This window comes from Pseudogulbenkiania sp. NH8B (assembly GCF_000283535.1).
Taxonomy (GTDB): Bacteria; Pseudomonadota; Gammaproteobacteria; order Burkholderiales; family Chromobacteriaceae; genus Pseudogulbenkiania; species Pseudogulbenkiania ferrooxidans.
Genome location: NC_016002.1, coordinates 1753236 through 1770512, shown reverse-complemented (window position 1 = coordinate 1770512; position 17277 = coordinate 1753236). Strand labels below are relative to the sequence as shown.

General features: G+C 62.0%; 22 protein-coding genes. 4 read left to right on the top strand and 18 right to left on the bottom strand.

The genetic code is table 11. From position 1 onward, the window contains the following. Positions 1–7: 7 nt before the first annotated feature. Genes NH8B_RS08210 through NH8B_RS08155 form a run of 13 tightly spaced genes read right to left on the bottom strand, consistent with a single transcriptional unit; the run spans position 8 to position 10479 of the window. Positions 8–1336 carry a hypothetical protein gene (locus NH8B_RS08210; RefSeq protein WP_014086869.1) on the bottom strand — a complete coding sequence of 443 codons (1329 nt, stop codon included), beginning with the start codon at positions 1334–1336 and terminating at the stop codon, positions 8–10. Then, positions 1333–1653 carry a hypothetical protein gene (locus NH8B_RS08205; protein ID WP_014086868.1) on the bottom strand — a complete coding sequence of 107 codons (321 nt, stop codon included), beginning with the start codon at positions 1651–1653 and terminating at the stop codon, positions 1333–1335. The genes NH8B_RS08210 and NH8B_RS08205 overlap by 4 nt, the downstream gene beginning before the upstream one ends. Next, a complete protein-coding gene (locus NH8B_RS08200; protein WP_014086867.1) occupies positions 1650–2033 on the bottom strand; it encodes a hypothetical protein in 384 nt (127 codons plus the stop codon). The genes NH8B_RS08205 and NH8B_RS08200 overlap by 4 nt, the downstream gene beginning before the upstream one ends. Then, a complete protein-coding gene (locus tag NH8B_RS08195; protein ID WP_014086866.1) occupies positions 2030–3922 on the bottom strand; it encodes a hypothetical protein in 1893 nt (630 codons plus the stop codon). Before NH8B_RS08195 ends, NH8B_RS08200 begins: the two co-directional genes overlap by 4 nt. Then, entirely contained in the window at positions 3922–4554 is a 633-nt protein-coding gene (locus tag NH8B_RS08190; RefSeq protein WP_014086865.1) for a hypothetical protein, read from the bottom strand. The genes NH8B_RS08195 and NH8B_RS08190 overlap by 1 nt, the downstream gene beginning before the upstream one ends. Further along, on the bottom strand, positions 4554–4976 hold the full coding sequence (locus NH8B_RS08185; RefSeq protein WP_014086864.1) for a hypothetical protein: 423 nt from the start codon (positions 4974–4976) through the stop codon (positions 4554–4556). Before NH8B_RS08185 ends, NH8B_RS08190 begins: the two co-directional genes overlap by 1 nt. Before the next feature lies 1 nt (position 4977). Beyond that, a complete protein-coding gene (locus tag NH8B_RS08180) occupies positions 4978–8121 on the bottom strand; it encodes a tape measure protein (RefSeq protein ID WP_014086863.1) in 3144 nt (1047 codons plus the stop codon). Continuing rightward, positions 8118–8249 (bottom strand): hypothetical protein, encoded by a 132-nt coding sequence (locus NH8B_RS21290; RefSeq protein ID WP_255345155.1) that lies wholly within the window; start codon positions 8247–8249, stop codon positions 8118–8120. Before NH8B_RS21290 ends, NH8B_RS08180 begins: the two co-directional genes overlap by 4 nt. Then, on the bottom strand, positions 8234–8608 hold the full coding sequence (locus NH8B_RS08175; RefSeq protein WP_041702890.1) for a hypothetical protein: 375 nt from the start codon (positions 8606–8608) through the stop codon (positions 8234–8236). The genes NH8B_RS21290 and NH8B_RS08175 overlap by 16 nt, the downstream gene beginning before the upstream one ends. A gap of 39 nt (positions 8609–8647) precedes the next feature. Then, positions 8648–9400: a phage tail tube protein gene (locus NH8B_RS08170; RefSeq protein ID WP_014086861.1), complete on the bottom strand. Its 753-nt coding sequence runs from the start codon at positions 9398–9400 to the stop codon at positions 8648–8650. Next, positions 9397–9597 (bottom strand): DUF7210 family protein, encoded by a 201-nt coding sequence (locus NH8B_RS08165; protein ID WP_014086860.1) that lies wholly within the window; start codon positions 9595–9597, stop codon positions 9397–9399. The genes NH8B_RS08170 and NH8B_RS08165 overlap by 4 nt, the downstream gene beginning before the upstream one ends. Before the next feature lie 19 nt (positions 9598–9616). Beyond that, a complete protein-coding gene (locus NH8B_RS08160) occupies positions 9617–10048 on the bottom strand; it encodes a phage tail terminator protein (RefSeq protein WP_014086859.1) in 432 nt (143 codons plus the stop codon). After that, positions 10048–10479, bottom strand: a complete 432-nt coding sequence (locus tag NH8B_RS08155; RefSeq protein ID WP_014086858.1) for a gp436 family protein — start codon at positions 10477–10479, stop codon at positions 10048–10050. Before NH8B_RS08155 ends, NH8B_RS08160 begins: the two co-directional genes overlap by 1 nt. A gap of 197 nt (positions 10480–10676) precedes the next feature. On the opposite strand from NH8B_RS08155, the gene NH8B_RS20415 reads away from it, so the two are divergent. The 4 genes from NH8B_RS20415 (at position 10677) to NH8B_RS20405 (ending at position 13135) form a co-directional block, all read left to right on the top strand. Further along, complete coding sequence (locus NH8B_RS20415) at positions 10677–11225, top strand: hypothetical protein (protein WP_148282950.1); 549 nt, start codon at positions 10677–10679, stop codon at positions 11223–11225. A gap of 98 nt (positions 11226–11323) precedes the next feature. Then, a complete protein-coding gene (locus tag NH8B_RS08150) occupies positions 11324–11833 on the top strand; it encodes a hypothetical protein (protein ID WP_014086856.1) in 510 nt (169 codons plus the stop codon). Between the two features lie 69 nt (positions 11834–11902). After that, positions 11903–12346 carry a hypothetical protein gene (locus NH8B_RS20410; protein ID WP_014086855.1) on the top strand — a complete coding sequence of 148 codons (444 nt, stop codon included), beginning with the start codon at positions 11903–11905 and terminating at the stop codon, positions 12344–12346. Positions 12347–12361: 15 nt separating this feature from the next. Beyond that, on the top strand, positions 12362–13135 hold the full coding sequence (locus NH8B_RS20405; protein WP_014086854.1) for a competence protein CoiA: 774 nt from the start codon (positions 12362–12364) through the stop codon (positions 13133–13135). Positions 13136–13354: 219 nt separating this feature from the next. Here the strand turns inward: NH8B_RS20405 and NH8B_RS08145 are convergent, their stop codons facing one another. The 5 genes from NH8B_RS08145 to NH8B_RS08130 form a co-directional block, all read right to left on the bottom strand. Continuing rightward, entirely contained in the window at positions 13355–14191 is an 837-nt protein-coding gene (locus tag NH8B_RS08145) for a DNA cytosine methyltransferase (protein WP_014086853.1), read from the bottom strand. Beyond that, the gene (locus NH8B_RS20400; RefSeq protein WP_083844247.1) at positions 14151–14360 is read right to left on the bottom strand and encodes a Com family DNA-binding transcriptional regulator; all 210 of its coding nucleotides are present in this window, start codon (positions 14358–14360) and stop codon (positions 14151–14153) included. Before NH8B_RS20400 ends, NH8B_RS08145 begins: the two co-directional genes overlap by 41 nt. Positions 14361–14522: 162 nt before the next feature. Next, positions 14523–15542 (bottom strand): major capsid protein, encoded by a 1020-nt coding sequence (locus NH8B_RS08140; RefSeq protein ID WP_014086852.1) that lies wholly within the window; start codon positions 15540–15542, stop codon positions 14523–14525. A gap of 32 nt (positions 15543–15574) precedes the next feature. Next, a complete protein-coding gene (locus NH8B_RS08135; RefSeq protein WP_014086851.1) occupies positions 15575–15961 on the bottom strand; it encodes a hypothetical protein in 387 nt (128 codons plus the stop codon). 11 nt (positions 15962–15972) lie between these two features. Then, positions 15973–16974 (bottom strand): phage protease, encoded by a 1002-nt coding sequence (locus NH8B_RS08130; protein ID WP_158453616.1) that lies wholly within the window; start codon positions 16972–16974, stop codon positions 15973–15975. Between the last annotated feature and the right edge of the window lie 303 nt (positions 16975–17277).

The following is a 17277-nucleotide window of genomic DNA, read 5'->3' as shown; positions in this document are numbered from 1 at the left end:
AGGCGCCTCACGTAAAGAAGAAGCTCTGATCATCCGGGTTGTCCGAGAGATAGAGGTAATCCGGTGACAGGGCTCTCAGATGGCGGGCGTTCGGCACTTTACGGATGATGTGATCATCCGGGATCAGGCTCCCCTTCACCGCGTCGATGTAATAAAAAGTCGGGTCGGGTACCCCGTTCTGCGGCACCTCGACGATCCCGACGCGCATCAGGGAGGACAGGAAGGGGCGCCCCATGTCTTCGATAGCATACGATTCCCCGCAGATAGCGAGAGCCTTGTAGTAGACGCGCATCAGCGCCCCATACGGCAGGCCGTGGTATGACTCCCACCACCGATCTTCCAGGTTCGGCGTGTACGATCCTGCCATATAGTCTTGAATGGACTCTCCGTCGATTGTGCAGGCCGAGACATACTGTTGACCATATTTGAAGGTCACCAGGTCCCTGCCCTCCAATGACAGCGTGACCACTCGCCAATACTGGCTCAGGGTTAGGGAGACCGACGGCTGGCTGTCGTCTTCGTTATACGTGCCTTCCAGGACGCCCTGGTAGGCACTGATCACGCTATCGCTGTCAAAGGCCTCCTGGGTCTCGACCAGTTTGACGACACCCTCTGGCATGAGAAAGGCCGCTCCGCCACTGGTGCCACTGTATCGCGGCAGAATGTTGGCGACCTGCTTCACCGCGATCTGCACATCGTATCGGGTTTGATTGAGCCGTTTCGGGTTGCCCACATTGTCGGTTCGTGTAACCGCCGTGACGTCGGCTTCGAAGTAGCCCCAGCCTTTGACCAGAACCAGCACCTTCTTCCCGTCCAGGGAACACCAAACCCACTCAATGTTCTCGTTCCAGGCGAGGGTCCAGGCAAACGAGTTGGTCTCCTGGATGTTCACCTCTGGCTGAAGGAGGCGATCACGCTCGTCCGCGAACCCGCCGCCATCGAAAGAGAGCCACAGTACTTCTCCTGGACCTATCGGATACAGCCAGGGGGGTGAGCGGTAATAGGACTGGCCCAGCACCTGGCCGGCGTACACCGACAACTGTGGGCCGGTGAACCAGACCTCCGTTCTGGCCCCGGGTACGTTTTTCGGGGCGCCGGGGACGTCAACCACGTTAATGCAGGAAGGCGGCCCACCATTCTTGAAATTCCCTTTGTCGTCCCACTGGAATCCGAAAGGATTGGCCCCGCGCCAGGCGAACGATTGCCCGTCCCAGCGGTGCAAGGTGCCGGAGCGCCCATAGCCGGTGATCGGACTGTACGGCGAATCGGGGTCAGGTTGCGTGACCACGTAGCCCCCGCCGATGAAGCCGGCCTTCTCGACCTGGTCCAGTGTCATGGCTGTTTGAACTCCAGCGTCACGACATCATTGCCGTCCGTCAGGCATTTCACCGACTTGATCGGCTTGGCAGTGATGGCGAACAAGCCGTCGGCCGTATAAGCGGGCGTCGCTGCCGCCGGGTAATACTCGCGGCTTTGTTCCGTCAACTTACTGAATGACATGCCTCCTCCACCGGAGGGGATGCTGGTGCCGGTTCCTGTCCGGCTGGGGATGCCACCCCGCGACGGAGCCGGTGGCAGGCCGCCGCTCGACTGGCGATCCGGCACCCCCAGCGCCTTGGCCACGGCCTTGGCGTCATCTTTGCTCAGACTCATAGTGCAGCCTCCTTCAGGGCATTGGTGACCAGTTCCAGATTGCGGTAGTCGCCAACGGCGATGCCTTGAGTGGTGATCTGCAACCACACCGGCACGGCGACGTCGATGCGCGCGCCCAGGCTGACGCTGGCACCACCGGTAGCCAGGCCATCCTCAGAGGTGGCCAGGCGGACGGCATTGGCCTGGATGCCGGCGCCGGTGCTCTGGGCGCTCAGGACGATATCGCCGCCGTCGGCGGCCGTAGCAACCCGGCCCGGCGTTGGACCGGCCCAGAGCCGCATCCTTGGCGGAGTGCCCATGCCCTCGCTGTCGCCGGTCAGGGCCAGTTCCGTGACCGGTCGGGTCAGCGCGGCGTCGTAGTACAGGGCAAAGCTGATCATGGTGTGGGAATCCTCACGGTGAACTCGTCGACCGGGATGGCCACGGTCACGTCATAGGTCTGCTCGACGTCGAGCGGGTCGGTCAGGGTCGCCGGGATGGCTGGGGTCTGGATCACCACCTGGCGCGGGTAGCTGGCGGTCGTATCGCCCTGAGCGCCGGTGGTGAAGCCGGTGCCTGACTCGGCTTCCGCCCTCCCCTCCAGGTAGCTCGGCACCGTCACCGAGGCAGTCAGACTCTGGTCCGTGATGGCCGACAGCGCTGGGTCGGGCAATGGCGACGCGTCCACGGTGCCGGCGCCGATCAGGGCTGACACCGCCAGTTCGACGTCCATCAGCGCCGTGCCAGCGTTCAGGTCGTAACGCTCCACCAGCCGGGCCAGCTTGCCGCTGGCCAGCAGGCTGCGGCTGTCCAGCCGCCAGGCTTGGTTCAGATCGGCACGCAGGTCGGCCGGGATCTGACACCGGACCCGCGTGGCGCGGTGGCTGGCCAGGATCTGCGCCCGACCGAGGGCCGCCAGGGTCTTGATGGCCGTCGTACAAGTGGCACGGCTCACGCCGGGCAAGGTGTCGACATCCGTGGTGCCGGCGATCAGCGGGGCAACGTCGCTAGAGCCCTCCCACTCGCTTGACTGGAAGCGGCTATTTGCGTCGAGGCTGGCGGTGGCGCCTTGCTGTTTGCGGGTACCCAGCGCGACCACCGAGTCCGGTGCACAAACGGTGAGGCGCCAGCGCTCGGTGACCACCTGGGCAATGCGCTTAACCAGGGTCAGCTGGGCCTCGTCGCAGCGTGGGTCAGTGGCCGGGTCGCCGGTGTAGTCGTTAACGAAGATCAGCACGCTGCCGGTGGAGCTGTAGCCGACAAAGCCGGTCGGGCGTGGCGGGTGGTAGGTCGCCGAGGCCAACAGCCAGCCGGTGTTCTGCGCCGCCTGTTCGAACAGGGTTTTCTCGGGGAGCTGGTAGGGCTTTCCGTTGTTGCCGATGACGTACTCGCTGTAGCTGATACCCATGTTCCAGTGGTAGGTGAAGGTCCACTGGTGCAAGCGTGGCAGGCGGTATTCGAAGCTGCAGGCGGTCTGCCGGCGCTGGCGGCCGACGGTCACGGCATTGCGTGGGTCGTTATTGGCCGAGGCGTTGTCGTCGACCAGGCTGACGGTGTCGTTGGTCACCACGTTGACCACGTCGGTCAGCGCCGCCGGCTGCACGTGTAGCGTACCGTCGATCAGGTCGTCGTCGCTCAGCGTCCGGGTGATGGCGAGGCCCGACCAGGGTGTCAGCCGGGGATTGCCGTAAATATCAAGGTCGAAGGCAGCGGCCAACGTGATGAGTTGGTCCGTGGCGTAGCGCAGACTGTCGCGGCCAGCACCAAACACCACGTCAGAACCGTGACCACCCAGCATGGCATCGATTGCGCTGCGGTCGGCCAGCGCCAGCACTTCGCGCCGGGCATCCTGGCCGTGCAGCCGCACCGTGCCCTGTTCCAGGTCCAGTTCTGGCACTACCACTCGGCCGGTGAAGCGTCGCACCCACGGTGCGGCGGGGGTGGCCTGGGCGTCGACGGCCAGAACCGCGCCGGCATAGCCCGCCAAGGTGTCGCCGGCTGCCAGCAGCAGCGTCAGTGTGGCAATCCGTGCCGCGCCCTCCTCGGCCTCGATCTCAACCGATCCGGTCAGCCGTTCGGACACATCGGCGCCGCCCAGCATCACCCGGATCGACCAGGTGGATGCGTCGAGCCGGGCCGGCACCACGGCGACGCGCACGGCGACGGCGGTCATGCTGCCGGCGGCCGGCGCGGTCACCACGACATGCAGCGGGAGGCGGAAGGTGTTGTCAGGGCGTGTCGTCTCGGACTGCCCGAGGACGAAACGTGACAGGATACCGGTACCGAGCATCAGGCCGGCCCGCCCTCAGACGGGGCCCCGTTATCCGTCTGCTTGTACCATGTCCCCGACAGGGACAAGGGTGTGGCCGACAGCGCGATATGCTTGCCACCGGCCGCCGGGAAGGCCACCAGGATCAGCCCGGTGCGACTTCCCACCGCCGGTAGGACGTAGCTCGTGCCATCGGGATTGACCACTCTGGGCGGGAATGGCGCCAAGCAGGCCCAACTGCCATTGACCACACCATACGGCACGACGGTTAGTTGGTTGTTGAACAACTGCTGCAGGTCTTCCGCCGAAATCGACATGTAGAGGCGGCTGCCTGCGGGGAAACGGAAGTCCAGCGGCGGCGCATCGGTGGCCATATTTTGGCTGAGTCCAATTTGCATCATGTCGCTCATGCTGTAGACCACCAGTATCTGGCGATACGTGACCGGGGCCGTGGCAGGGGTTTCGATGGTCAGGACGGCATACGTGTCAGCATTACTCCGGAGCATGGCGTCCAGACCAATCCAGTCATCCACCGGCAGGGCCATGCCGCCATCCCATTCGGCAGTGGTGACGGTTTCCCACCCGTCCAGATAGGTCGGAATGCCATTGATGGATGGGACGGATTTTCGGTAGTCGGGATTCGGCGTCGCCATTACTGCTCCTCCAGGGTTAGGGTCCAGCCCCACGTCAGGGCGCGGGGATCGGTGTCTTCGGTGACGGTGATGAAGCCCGTCAGGCGCGGCCAGTAGATGTAGAAGCCGTCGCGCACCTGGCCGGGGATGTCCGGGCGCTCGACCACCGGTGTGCCGACCGTCACGGCGCGAGGCGCCACACAGTCCAGTACGTGCGGCACGGTCGGATCGAGCAGGCCGAGGGGCGCCGGCATCCAGCCGGTGCCGGTCAACTCGGTGCGCCACTTGTGCCAGTGCGACTGCAGCACCCCCTTGCCGGAGCGGGTGCGCAGCAGTGTGCTGCCGCCCAGCCGCTCATAGCGCTGCGTTAACTTCACGGCGGCCCGGACCGGGATTAACACCCCGTCGAGGCCAAAGGTCAGGGCGTAGTCGTGTTCCGTCATGTCAGCCAAATTTCAGGTTCAGGGTCCGGGCAGCGTCGACCAGCTGCTTGACCGCATCATTCGTGCCGGCGAGCGCGACCGGGGCGGTCTGGCCGGGCAGGTACAGGTTGAGCGGCTGCAGTTCACGGGAGACCGTGGGCGCGGGCGCTCGTAGGGCCGGCAACGCCGCCATCGGGCTGGCCAGGCGTGGCAGCTGGGTCACCAGTCCACCGTGCGCGTAGCGCGGCAGGCTGAGCCGGTTGAGCGCGTGCAGCAGTTCCGGCCCGTAGTGCTGCACCGCCGCCGAGCGGACCACGAACTCGCCGTTCGACAGCCACGACAGGATGCTGTCGGAGGTGCCCGTCCCCGGACCACGGATCAGGCCGCCCGCCGCGTTCTTCTGGATCGGCGGCAGACCGACGGACTGTCGTGCTTCCTTCAGGTAGTTGCCGTCGGGGTCGACGTACTCCACCGGTATCCGCACTGGCTTCGCCTCGGCCAGCTGCTGGAAGCGGGCCAGCAGGTTCTCCAGGTCGAACACGCCCTGCTCGGTATCGAAGCCGACCTTCAGGTTCTTGACCTGCTCGGCGGCCTGCTTGAGCGCCTCCAGCTTCTCCATCACGGCCTGCAGCTGGTTCTTGGCGGCTGTCTCGGCCTCGGCGTCGAAGCTGTCCTGCAGGCGGCCGGACTCGTCGTTGAAGAACTTGAACTCGCCTTCGGTGATCTTGCCCGCCTCGCGCAGCCGGGCGATGGTGTCGGCCAGCGACTCGAATGCCTTCTCGGCGGCTTGGGCCTCGCGCTGGTAGCGGCGGAAGTCGCTGTCCAGCCCCGATTGTTGTGCCTGCTTGAGGCTGTCCGACGCCTTGTTGGCCAAGGCCGCCGCCTTGCTCTTGGCGTCGTAGTAGTCGGTCACGCCCAGCTCGTCCGGCGCCTTGGCCTTGGCTGCCGGGTCGGTCGCGTTGCGCGCCGCCCAGGCATCCTGGTGACGCTGGCGGGCATCGAGGCTTTTCTTCAGCTGCTCGTTGGCGCGGTCGTAGAGCTTCTGTTCCTTTGCCAGGTTCTCGGCGAGGTTGGCCAAAGTGCCACGCCGCACCCCTTCGACGTTCTTGCCGAAGGTCTCTTCCAGGGTGATGCGCTGCCGGCTGTACTGTCGGTAGGCGTCCAGCGCTTGCTGGTACGCCCAGGCTTCCTTGGCCAGGCGCTGTGCCGTGGCGTCGCCGCTGATGTCGCCGACGTCTTCCTGGCGCTGGTGCAGCAGGTTCTGCTTGGTGGCCAGGGCGCGCTTCAGGTCGGCTTCGTACTTGGCGCGCGCCTCCTTACTCAAGCCGTTGAGTTGAGCGGCGGATTTCACATCCACCTCGGTGACGCCGCTCTTGGCCAGGTCGATGAATTGCTGCTGCAGCTTGTTGCGCCGTTCGTTCGCGGCATTCAGCCGTTCCGTGTGCTCCAGGATGACATCGATGGCGACCACGGCCGCCGCCGCGCCCAGTACGCCGATGCCTAGGGTCAGGCTGAGCGGCAGCATCCGCACCACCTTCAGCAGCCCGGTGATCTCACTCAGGGCCTTGGCGATGCCGGCCGAGTCGGCGGCCACCGCCACCCGGATCGAGGATACGGCGCGAACGGCATTGAGGGCGCCAGCCAGCCCTCCGAGCCAGCCGATGGCCTCCTGCAGGATCTTCCCGCCGACCCACATCCCGAGCATCAGCTTGATCGCGTCCGCATGCTCGCGGATGAAACCGACCGTCAGGCGGGCCACCTCGCCGATGGCGCGGATGGCGGCGGCGAGATTCCGCCCCATTTCCGCCGCCGTGCCGTCCTGCATGGCCTGCTTGATGGCGTCCATCAACGCCTTGACCTGTTCCTTGGCCGCGTCCAGGGCGCCGTTCTCGGCCACCATGGCCAGGAACTGATCCCACAGGTCCCGCAGCTGGGACAGCATGCCCTCCCAGGTGCCGACGTTGGACGCGGCGGCGCCCTTGGCGTCCTCTTCCATCGCCTGGATCAGCTGGCGGATGGCGTCGCGCCCCAGCTGGCCGTTGCTGGCCAGGCTCTGCAGCTCGGAGGCAGCCTTGTTGAGCTTCCGGCCTAGCAGCTCCCACACCGGCACGCCCGCCTCGATCAGCTGCAGCGCCTCCTCTCCCTGTAGCTTCTCCTTCGACCAGGCTTGGCCCAGCGCCAGGGAGATGCGCGACAGGGTCTCCTGGGAGCCACCGAGCTTGGCCGCCTGGTTGGTGGCGGCCTGCATCGCGCCGCTCAGCGGATCGAGGCCGAAGTTCTTGAGCTGGGCGTAGGTCTGTGTCAGCCCCTTGACGCCAAACGGGGTGTCCAGTGCCATCTGCCGCATGTCGGCCATGGCCTTGGCGCCCAGCACCGAGGATTTCTCGACGTTGTTGAGCTGCACCTGCAGCGTCTCGAACTGGCCACCGACGGTCAGCACGGACTGGGTGGCCTGGACGGCGGCCGTCAGGGAACCCAGCGCCAGCAAGGCGCCGGCCATTTCCGAGCTGAAGGACGACAGCAAGCCCGAACGCATCGGTACGGCCAGCGAGCCGCGCAACTCGGCGACCTTGGTCTGCATGGCCTGGGCGGCGGCGACCTGTTCCGACCAACTGAGCTTGCCGCTGGCGGTCAGCCGTTGATAGGCCGCCTGCACCTGCCGGATCTGGCGCGTGACGTCCGCTTCCGATTCCACCCCCAGCACCGAGCGGGCTGAATCCAGCCGGCGCGACTGGTTGAGCCGCTGGCTGACGGAAGCCACCCGCGCCGCCATGCGCTCCTGCTCGGCCGCCAGGTTGCGGGTATCGATGCCGGCCGCCGTCAGCTCCTTCCGCAACGTGGCCAGCGCCCCGGCCTCCGTGCGCATGCGGGTGCCGGCCTGGGCCAGCCCACGCTCGGCCCGCGCCAGTTGGGCCTCCAGCTCCTTGCTGGGCGACGTGGCCGACGCCAGCGCCTGGCGGTAGGCGTCGACCTCCTTCTTGAGCGAGAAGTACGCTTTAGCGGCCTCTTTGGCACTCTGTTGCGAGCGCTCGAACAGCTGGACGCGGGCGGCCTTGTCCGCCATGCCCTGCAAGGCGTTGCCGAACTTGGCCTCAGCCTGGCCAATGGCGCTCAGGAAGCCGCTGGCGTTGGCGTTGATGACGTATTGCAGGGTCTGGGCGGTCATGATCGTTGGCGGTTCAGTTCATCGATGGCGGCCAGGAACAGCCGCCAGGGGTAGCTCAAGGCATGCGGATGGCCGGCGCCGATCACGGCGCACAGGGTGGCTTCGAAACGCTCTAGCTGCTGGGCCACTGGAAGCTCGCCAGCGCCGCCATTTCGGCCCGCTGCTTCGCCTCCTCCAACCGTGCCAGCATCCCGAAAAAAAGCGGGTTCAAGCCCCGGCAGTGTTCGACGATGGCCTGCAGCTCGGACTGGCCGAATGCCCCCAGCACCTCCCGCGACAGCCCTGTCATCAGGCGGATGGCTGATAGGTCGATCCCCGGCACCAGGGTCTTGTCGATCAACAGGTCGGCACGTTCGGCCGGGTCGAGGTCGGCCACGTCATCTCGCGCCGCGAACTGGACCACCAGGCCGCGAATCTCGGCGACGGTCAGCTCCGTCACGGTGACGGACTTGTCCTTGCCGATGGGATAGGTTTCTTGAACGCGCATGTTTGGCTCCGGCGGGGCACGGTGTCCCGTGCCCATGGTTTACTTGAGGTAGGTTTCCCTGATCCACTGGGAACGGCCCGCGCCCTGCTGCAGCGGATCGGCCAGGCACTCGAACTTGAGCCCGCCGGACCGGAACGACTTGCCGAGCAGCGCGTACTTGTCGACGAAGCCGAACTTGCCCCGGAACACCTCGACCACAACCTGCTTGCCGTTGGCGCGGTTGATGCCGTGGAACAGCAGCGCCTTCTCTTTGCGCTGGCCGGTCAGCCACTCGACGACGTTGGCCTCGCCCGCCTGGTAGCTGACCTTGACCTTGCTGCCGTCGGCGATGGCGCCGGTGGTCAGGGGGATCGGGCCGGCGGCGGTCGGGAAGAAATCGACCCCGGGGACGTAGGTCTTGGTGCCGGCCTCGTCGGTCAGCTGGTAGGTGTCGGCGCCGGGCTGCTCGATCAGCACCACGCTGCCCTTGTAGGCGGTATGCAGCTCGTCCGACACCGTGGCGGCGGCGCGCACCGAGGCGGTGCCCTGGCTCATCTCGGCCATCACCTCCGGAGAGAAGGTTTTGACCGCGAAGTCGATCACCACCGCCTTCACGCGGGTGATCTTGTCGTAGTTGCCGTCCCCGGTGTACGAGTCGGGCAGCTCCTCGGACTCCTCGCTGATCGAGATGTCAGCCGACTCCACCATGGCGAACGACGTGAACTTGCGGGCGGCGTAGTCCGCCCACAGGAACTGGCCGTTCACCGCGATGGTGTGCTTCTCGGTGCTGGCCTGGAATGGCGCGAAACTCATGCGTGAGCCTCCTTGGGTTTAACGGTGACGACGGTGGCAGCCTCGGTGGCCGTGTCGGCGTCGACGGCGATGCGGTTGTTCTTGAGCCACGTTGCCGTGGCCGGGGACATGGTGAGCACTGCCCCCTCCTGGTGGTCCGCGCCAGCGTGGCGGTGGGCCTTCAGTAGCTTCACGCGGACGGGCGTTGGATCGGCCATGACGTTCTCCTTGGGTTGGTCAGGCGTAGAAATCGACATTGAAGGCCAGCGGGAAGAACCCGCAGCCGTTGAGATACAGCGCTTGGGGCGGCGTCGCGGCCTCGATGGCCCCGTAGGGCTCATGCCCCGGAAACCAGTCCAGCACCGCGCCCCGGACGCGGCCGAGCAGGTCGCCGGCGTCCAGCAGTGCCCTGTCGGGAGCGCCGGCCACCTTGACCGCCACCACCACCAGCCACTGCTGCACGATGCGGGTGCCGCCGGCCGCCTGCTCGCTGCCGCTGCGGACCAGGTCGCCCCGGTAGATCACGGCGATGGCCGGCAAGCCCTGGCCGCTGCCACTGATGACCTCGTCCAGCTCGCCGCGCTGGCCGATGTTGCGGATGTCGGTCAGCTCGGCCCGCAGACGGCTCACCAGCAGACCGCCAAACGCCAGGTGATTGGGACGCTCCATCAGTACCCCCTCAGCGTTTTACGGCTGAACAGGCGCGGCGAGCCGGACACGATGACCTTGCCGTTGGAACTGGCGGGGACCTGCACTTCCGGCAGGCCGGTCGAGACCTTGCCGTCCGCCGCGTCGCGCAACCAGCGCAGCCCGTCGTTGTAACGCTTGGTGATTTCCTCGCCGGGGTTGTCGGCGAGGAGGAAGTAACGGGCCAGATCGGCCGCGATGCGGACCACCGTGCCCGGCACCACCGCCAGCGGCAGCACGTAGCGCTTGCCCAGGTAGCTGTTGATCAGGTCGGTAGCGTCGGCAATGGCGCGGGATACCGCTGCCTGGTCCACCTCACCGCTATTGCGCGGGTCGGTGGCCGACAGCAGGAAGTCCGGGCCGAAGCGGTCCTCCAGATCCTGGGGGGTGATGTAGGGCGTCGGGCTAGTCATGCCCGCATTGTGTGGGCGGGGTCAGACAGGGAGAGGGAGGAAGGGGTTCGGTAAGGAGGACTGTAGGCAACCAGAGGTGAACACTTCAATGTACGACACCTCTGGCAGAGGGTAATGCATTTTGTATATGATTTATGAATACTCAACAATGCAATGCAAGACTAGACTTGGCTGGGCTGTATAAGGGGGGTGTTCTCATGCAAGAGGATTTTTTTTACGAATTCCCAGGATTCTGCGGGATTCGATCAAAGTGTCACATTCGTATCGTTGCGGAGTCGGGGAGGCCCGTCGTGATCGTCTGCTCTCAGACACCAGACAATCATGGCACATCCGTTCAGAACGCATACGAGATCATTCGAGACCAGGTATATCAATATCTGTCAAACAAATCTGTCGAGAAAAAGAGAAAATTCCTTGCGGATACCTTGGATGAATTTGCAACTACTATTGAGAAGGCAAAGAAGCTTACGGTTGCGGTTGTCGTGTTCCTTCTTCGTCAGGTATCTGGAGCATTGAAAAATGAGAAATCGATACTTGATCTGTTGAGGCAAGAAAAACCGGATGTTGTGTGGCTTGAACACTGGCCCGCAGGAACTGGATTGTCACCTGACAAAGTTGATTACCTGCTTGTATCTGAAAACGAAACTGGCTCACCTCATTGGGACCGAATTGACGTGAGCACTCTTGCCACCAAGTTGGGCTATAGCGTCGATCAAATTTCCATACCGGCCAGTACTTTTGCTTAATACTGTGATCAACCGGACTGCCAACAATCTCCCCTGCAGGTTCTTCCCTATTCTTCGGCCTCCAGCGGCCAGAAAATTTTAAATTAGAACATATAACCATGCTACACGACCACCAACTCCAGTCTGATCGGCTGTTTGCCATCACTCACCGAGTAGGGTTTGCTCTCTGGCAGCTTCAGGAGCTAGAAGCTACTTCTGCCCAGTACTTCGTACTTGTAGTTCACGCAAAGGCTGGTATGGGTATCGCGGCGGGTCAAGAACTAGTTGACAAGGCGAAAAGCAAGACCTTTGGCTCAACGATTAATCAATTAGTAAAAGCTAAGCAGCTACCACAGGAGGTCGAAGACCGGTTCCAAGCTCTTCTCTCAGAGAGAAACTGGTTAGTCCATAGTTCCCGAGCCAGCAGCCGCGCTGCAATTCACAACGATCACGCATGCCAGATACTGATTGAGCGCTTGGACATCATTGCGGAAGAAGCTCGCCTCTTACTCAAAGAGGTGGCCAAACAAGTAGAGGCGTTCGTCAAGAGGCACGGCATAAGTACAGCGAATATTGCCGAGCTCGCCTCACAAACCCTCAGTGAGTGGCACGGTGAAAACGCACCCTAAGCTGTCAGGTTGGGAGAAATTTAACACTCACCTCAATAGCGACACATCTCAATCACGGATTGCGCCTCCATGGAAAACAAAATCCCACTCCCAACCGATAGCATTTACAAATTCTACGCACTATTTGGACTGCTGATTTTTATATTCTGCTTGGGCTCTTCGCTCTACATTACCAGATCAACTAATGAATTGATTTTTGCGTCCACAATTGAGTATGAGACATTAAAATCCACTACAAAACCAACAGCTATCGAAGCGACCAAACAAAAGGTAATTGAAAAGAAGGTTGAGCTAGCTCTATCTGACAAGAAATTCTTTATGGCGGTGCTTGGGTTTGTCGCCGGATTTGGTGTTATTTCCATGTTTTATGGATTTGTTAAATGGCATCGCGAAATACAGCCAATCCAAGATGAGACGGCTCGCCTGCAGCTTGAAAAGCTTCGGCACGAAGTCAAAAGCCTAAACTCCAATCCTGAAGGGCAGAATTCTGTACCAGCTGAGTCTAATCAATAGAAATCTGGAGTCAAAATGCTGACAGCAATCCGCCAAAGCGACGAAAGCAAGGTTATTGCATCTGTCGCACAAAAAATCGAAGCTCCATTTTTTTGTCCAACATGCAAGAAACAGGTCGTCCTAAATAAAGGAAACATTAAGACCCACCATTTCAAGCACAAGCCTCCCATAACATGCCATCGCGGCAAGGGTGAGACTGAAGCTCACATGCGTTGTAAGCTAGATGTTTTTCACGCCCTTGCCAACTCAGCCAATATCACAGGCCTTGAGCTTGAAAAAGACTTTGGAGTTTCAGTTGCGGATGTGTTCGCCTGCATCAACTCCATCCCTGTTGCCATAGAGATTCAACGAAGCAATCTAAGTGTTTCGGATATAACAACGCGAACAGAAAACTACCATCGCTTGGGAGTAGCCGTTATTTGGATTGGACTAAGAAACGAAAATCTTTCTTCGAATATGTATAGCCCCAAAGCGTGGGAGAAATGGTGTCATGCCACCTACTTTGGCCGTGTCTACTACTGGGTGGAAGGCTTAATATTGCAGCCAATACATTTTGGTGATTACAAGCTTTATGTCGAGCAGCGCACTTGGTACGAACCTGGTGGAAGCGAAAATACATCAGGAGGTTACTACAAAACATCTAAAAGATACAAAACGCCTTCGCCTGGTGTTTTGGTGAATTTGGCAACGGACTTCCGGTGGGAGGTCAAAAAGGCTTTCTCCAGCAAAACGATTCGAATCCCACAGTGCACTATTTATGTTGACAACCAAAAGGCATGGTGGAAGTAGTTCCATAGATTTTACTGAGAAGACCTGCTGATATGTGGCACCTTTTAATTTCTATCGCGCTACGTACTTCACCGACTGCCCCATTCGTCAATCGTCAGATATAAACCTTCAACAGGAAACTCGGCAGAGACGTCCAAACCTCTCTGCCGACGAGTATGAATCCCCCTCAATTCATCTTCTGCAGTCCCTGTTGTACAGCTAGGGCAATGGGAAAGTGCCCTAGAACGTCTTAGCCAAACTCTTGGCTACCCACTCCACGACTTGCGGCACAACGGCGTTACCGGCAGCCCGAGCTTCTGCAAAGTTGGTCTCATCCAGTCCGAGGCAAAGCCCATGATCCGTAGACGCTCGGGCCCGCTCAACCATCGAATCCCATCCGTTGGCTTGAACGATGAGGCCGGAACCACTGATATCGATTTGGCTGGCAGCCGATCCGGCAAGCAATGTAGGAAAAGCTCGCCTGTTTTGTTCCGCGCCCGTCGGTTCATGAACAGCGTCCATTGATTCGGCGTCAGCCAGCAACTCAATGGGGGGATGTTCATGAAGGCCGGCAATAATGAAAACCCTACGGCGCCTCGTGGGAACTCCGAAGTATTGAGCATTAAGCACCCGCCAATATCCCACATACCCGCATTCGGCAAGCGTTGAAATGACTGCCTGGAAGTCTTCGCCATGGTTGCAAGAGAGCAGCCCCGTGACGTTTTCAAGGACCAGCCAGCGAGGCTGAATTTCACGGGCAATCCGGCAGACCTCGTAGAACAGTCCGGACCTTTCCCCTGCCAATCCGCGCTGTTTCCCCATGGTGGACAAATCCTGGCAGGGAAAGCCGCCGACGAGGACAGCAACGGGGGCAAGGTTGTGGGCGCCGATGCTTCGCACATCGTCGAATTGCCTGGCGTGCGGGAAACGGTCGGCGAGGACAGCCCTGCAGACGGGGTTGATTTCGACTTGCCAGACGGTACGGAATCCGGCGTTCTCGAAGCCGATGTCGAATCCGCCGATTCCGGCGAAGAGGCTACCGACCGTGGGTTGTGTTGTGGTTTGTTGGCCATGCATGAGCATCCTTGCTTTCGGACGCTCGCGGGCGTGCTGGTGATGGGCTCGCGGCCCGGAGGTGATTGATCGTCCCGCAGCGCGGGCACTTAATGCTAAGTTCGATGTAGCGGCCTTCGGCCAGTTTGCGGGCGCAGTGGCCGCAGCGGATGTCATCCAATTTGTTCGTCATGTCTCTGCAAGTGCTAATAATCCCGCTAAACTGTCGGCGCTTTCTGCGCAGAAAGTGACAGCCTCGGGTTGGCTTGCAGGCATACTCTGCGGGTCAGCTGGCCGGCCGGGTGTTCGCAGCACCCGGCTGGTCGCTGTCTCTCTTACTTACTTCTCCCTACCCTTACTCCAGCTGCAGTTCTGCCAGCACACCCGGGCGGTTGCACAGCGGTAGCGGGTTGGATTGGGTGTGGAGGTCCACACCCCGGTCAAAGTCGGTGTTTTTGATCTTGGCGTAGTACGGCTCGCCGTTGGTACCGACTGCTTCCAGGAAGTCCCCTGGGGCGTCGTAGAGGCGGAAGGTGTTCATGGTGCCCAGCGGTACGACATGGCCCCGGTTGGCCTCGACCAGCGTCCGGGTCGCGCCTTTGGCATCCGGCACCTCGCCGTTGTATTCCTCGAAGATGAGCCCGCCGAACTTGAAGCCGCTGCGGGTATCCCCGCCGATGTTCTCCTGGGCGGCGGCCCAGCCCTGGAACGCCTTCTCGACGTTCGGGTGGCTGGTCAACGCGTCGAAGAAGTCCGCCCCGACCCAAACCTTGATGCCGTTGGTGGTATCGCCCAGCAGGTTCTTCTCCACGTGGCGGCACACTTCCATGCAGGCCTTCTTGACGTTGAATGTGCCGTCGGACAGCTTGAACTTGATCACCTTCTTGGTGATGCCGAATTCCTTGTACAGGTCGTACAGCAGTTCTCCCTCGCCATCGAGAATCTGCCCCTTCACTGCGCCCAGCATCATCCATTCCTGGGTGACGTCGTGGCGGGTCTTCATCTCCTGCAGGTGATCGTTGACCACCGAGGCCACGTCGGCCACCGGATCGGTCGACCCGAACGCACGGCTCCCCAGCAGGGTGGCCGCCAAGATGGTGTCGTCGTGCGGGATATGCGGCACGCCGAAGTAGCGCACGGCACGAGGGTTCGCCTTGGTACGGCTGCCCGCCGAGCCCAGCTCCTTGGTGGCCAGCAGGTGGATGCGGCCGTTGGCGTATTCCAGCGCCACGGTGCGAGTGTTGATCCCGGAGCGTTTGAAAATCCCGCTCTTGCCCACCTTGCTGTAGACGTTGGGCAGCAGCTTGATCGCTTCGGTCAGGCTGGCCACGCCAAACGCGGGGTTTTTCAGGATGTCGGCGATATTTTGCGGCATGGTGGTGTTTCCTTATCCTTATATGGGGTGCGTTACGAGCGTTCGGTGAGGCGGATGCCGCGTTGCGACAGCTCTCGCACGACCTTGCGGTAGATGGCGGCAGTCGTGGCTTGGGCGGAGGCCAAGACCAGCAGCTCGTCCAGGGCCACCAGGGCCGCCCCAGCGACGATCTCGACCGGGCGCGAGGTCACGCCGGCCTCGGCGGCCGGGATGTCTCGCGGCACGATGCCGAGCAGGATGGCCGGCGGCGCGGCAGCCGGATCGATCCAGGGCACCGCCAGCTCGTCATCGAGGGCGGCGACACCGACCAGAGTGCCGGCCGCCAACGCGGCCGGCCCCACGTCGACCAGCTCCCGCGACAGGCGCGGGTCTTCCACCAGGGCGATACCGGGTAGCAGTTGTTCCATCACGGTAGGCATTCAGGATTCCTTTACTTGGCGGCCGCACGGGCCTTGGCGTTGGCGATCAGCGGGTTGGTGTCCTGGCGTTCCTGCAGGGTGTTGGCGGCACGCTGGGTATTGGCCGGCGCGGCAATAACCGGGGCGCCCGCCACGAATTGCTTGAAGGCGGCCAGGTCGGCGCTGGCCTGGGCACGGAAATAGCCCCGGTTGGCCGGCGCCACCTTGCCGTCAGCGATAGCTTGATCGACTACCTGGTCGATCTCGGCTTCCTTGCTTTGCTGCTGCTGGGTGGACAGCGCATTGGCCACGCGCTCGTACTCGGAGCGCGGCACAAACTGGGTCAGCACGCTGTTGGCCACGGTCTGCAGGTCGGCCGACTCGGCTGCGCCCGTTGCCTTGCGCAGACTGTTCAGCGCGGTCTGCGTCGCCGTCGCCTTGCCTTGCAGCTCTTTGGTGGCCGCCAGAGCCGCCGCTGCGTCAGCACCGGCCTCCAGCCCCAGCAATTCATTCAGTTGTTTCAGCAGTTCCACGCCAGGTTCCTCCATTGAGTTGAGCGCACGTAAAAACAGGTTGGGTACGTTGGTCAGCCCCACCGAGACCAGCTTCACGATCCGGCCGGTAGCGTCGTAGTCGAACACGGGTGACAGGTAGCGGTAGCGACGGCCGGCAATGTCCTGGGCGGCCTCGGCCAGCCACTCGACCCGCCCCCAGATCGCCCCGCTCCGCTCTTCCAGTTGCTTGATCCAGCCGGCGGCCTCGGCCTTTTGGCCGGTCTGCAGCACCACGCAGGACTGATGGTCGTAATCCACCACCGGCTCGATGCCGGTGGCCTGGTCCGAAATGAACGCCTGCAGGATGAGCGGGATGTCGCTGAACCAGGGGCCGCGACCATCCCGGCCGGTAAATCGCCCGGCCGGAATCAGCTCGACCCATTCCGGCACCTCGGCGGGCAAATCGATGGTCAGCGCGTTGATGGCCCGCCCTGATGAGAACAAGGCGTTGATGGCTCGGTGGAGTGGGGTCGTGTTCATGGCCCGCATTGTGAGCGGGTCGAGTTCGGGCAAAACGGGGGAAAGGGTTCGGTAAGCCGCGAGGTGGAGTGACGGCGGGCTACGGTGATGGCGTTAAAAGGCCGTTAAATCGGCTCAGGCACGGCTCGTAATGGTATTGGCATACATCGACCCTAGTGGCATGATGAACGCGTTGCAGCGGCAGTTTTTGTGGTTAGGACCTCAGTGGCCTCGCGTCATCATTCTGACTTCAGAACTTGGTTGATTTATGTTCCGTCACAGCAGATGCACCAAAGTGCCACTTGAATCCATAGTGATGCAACC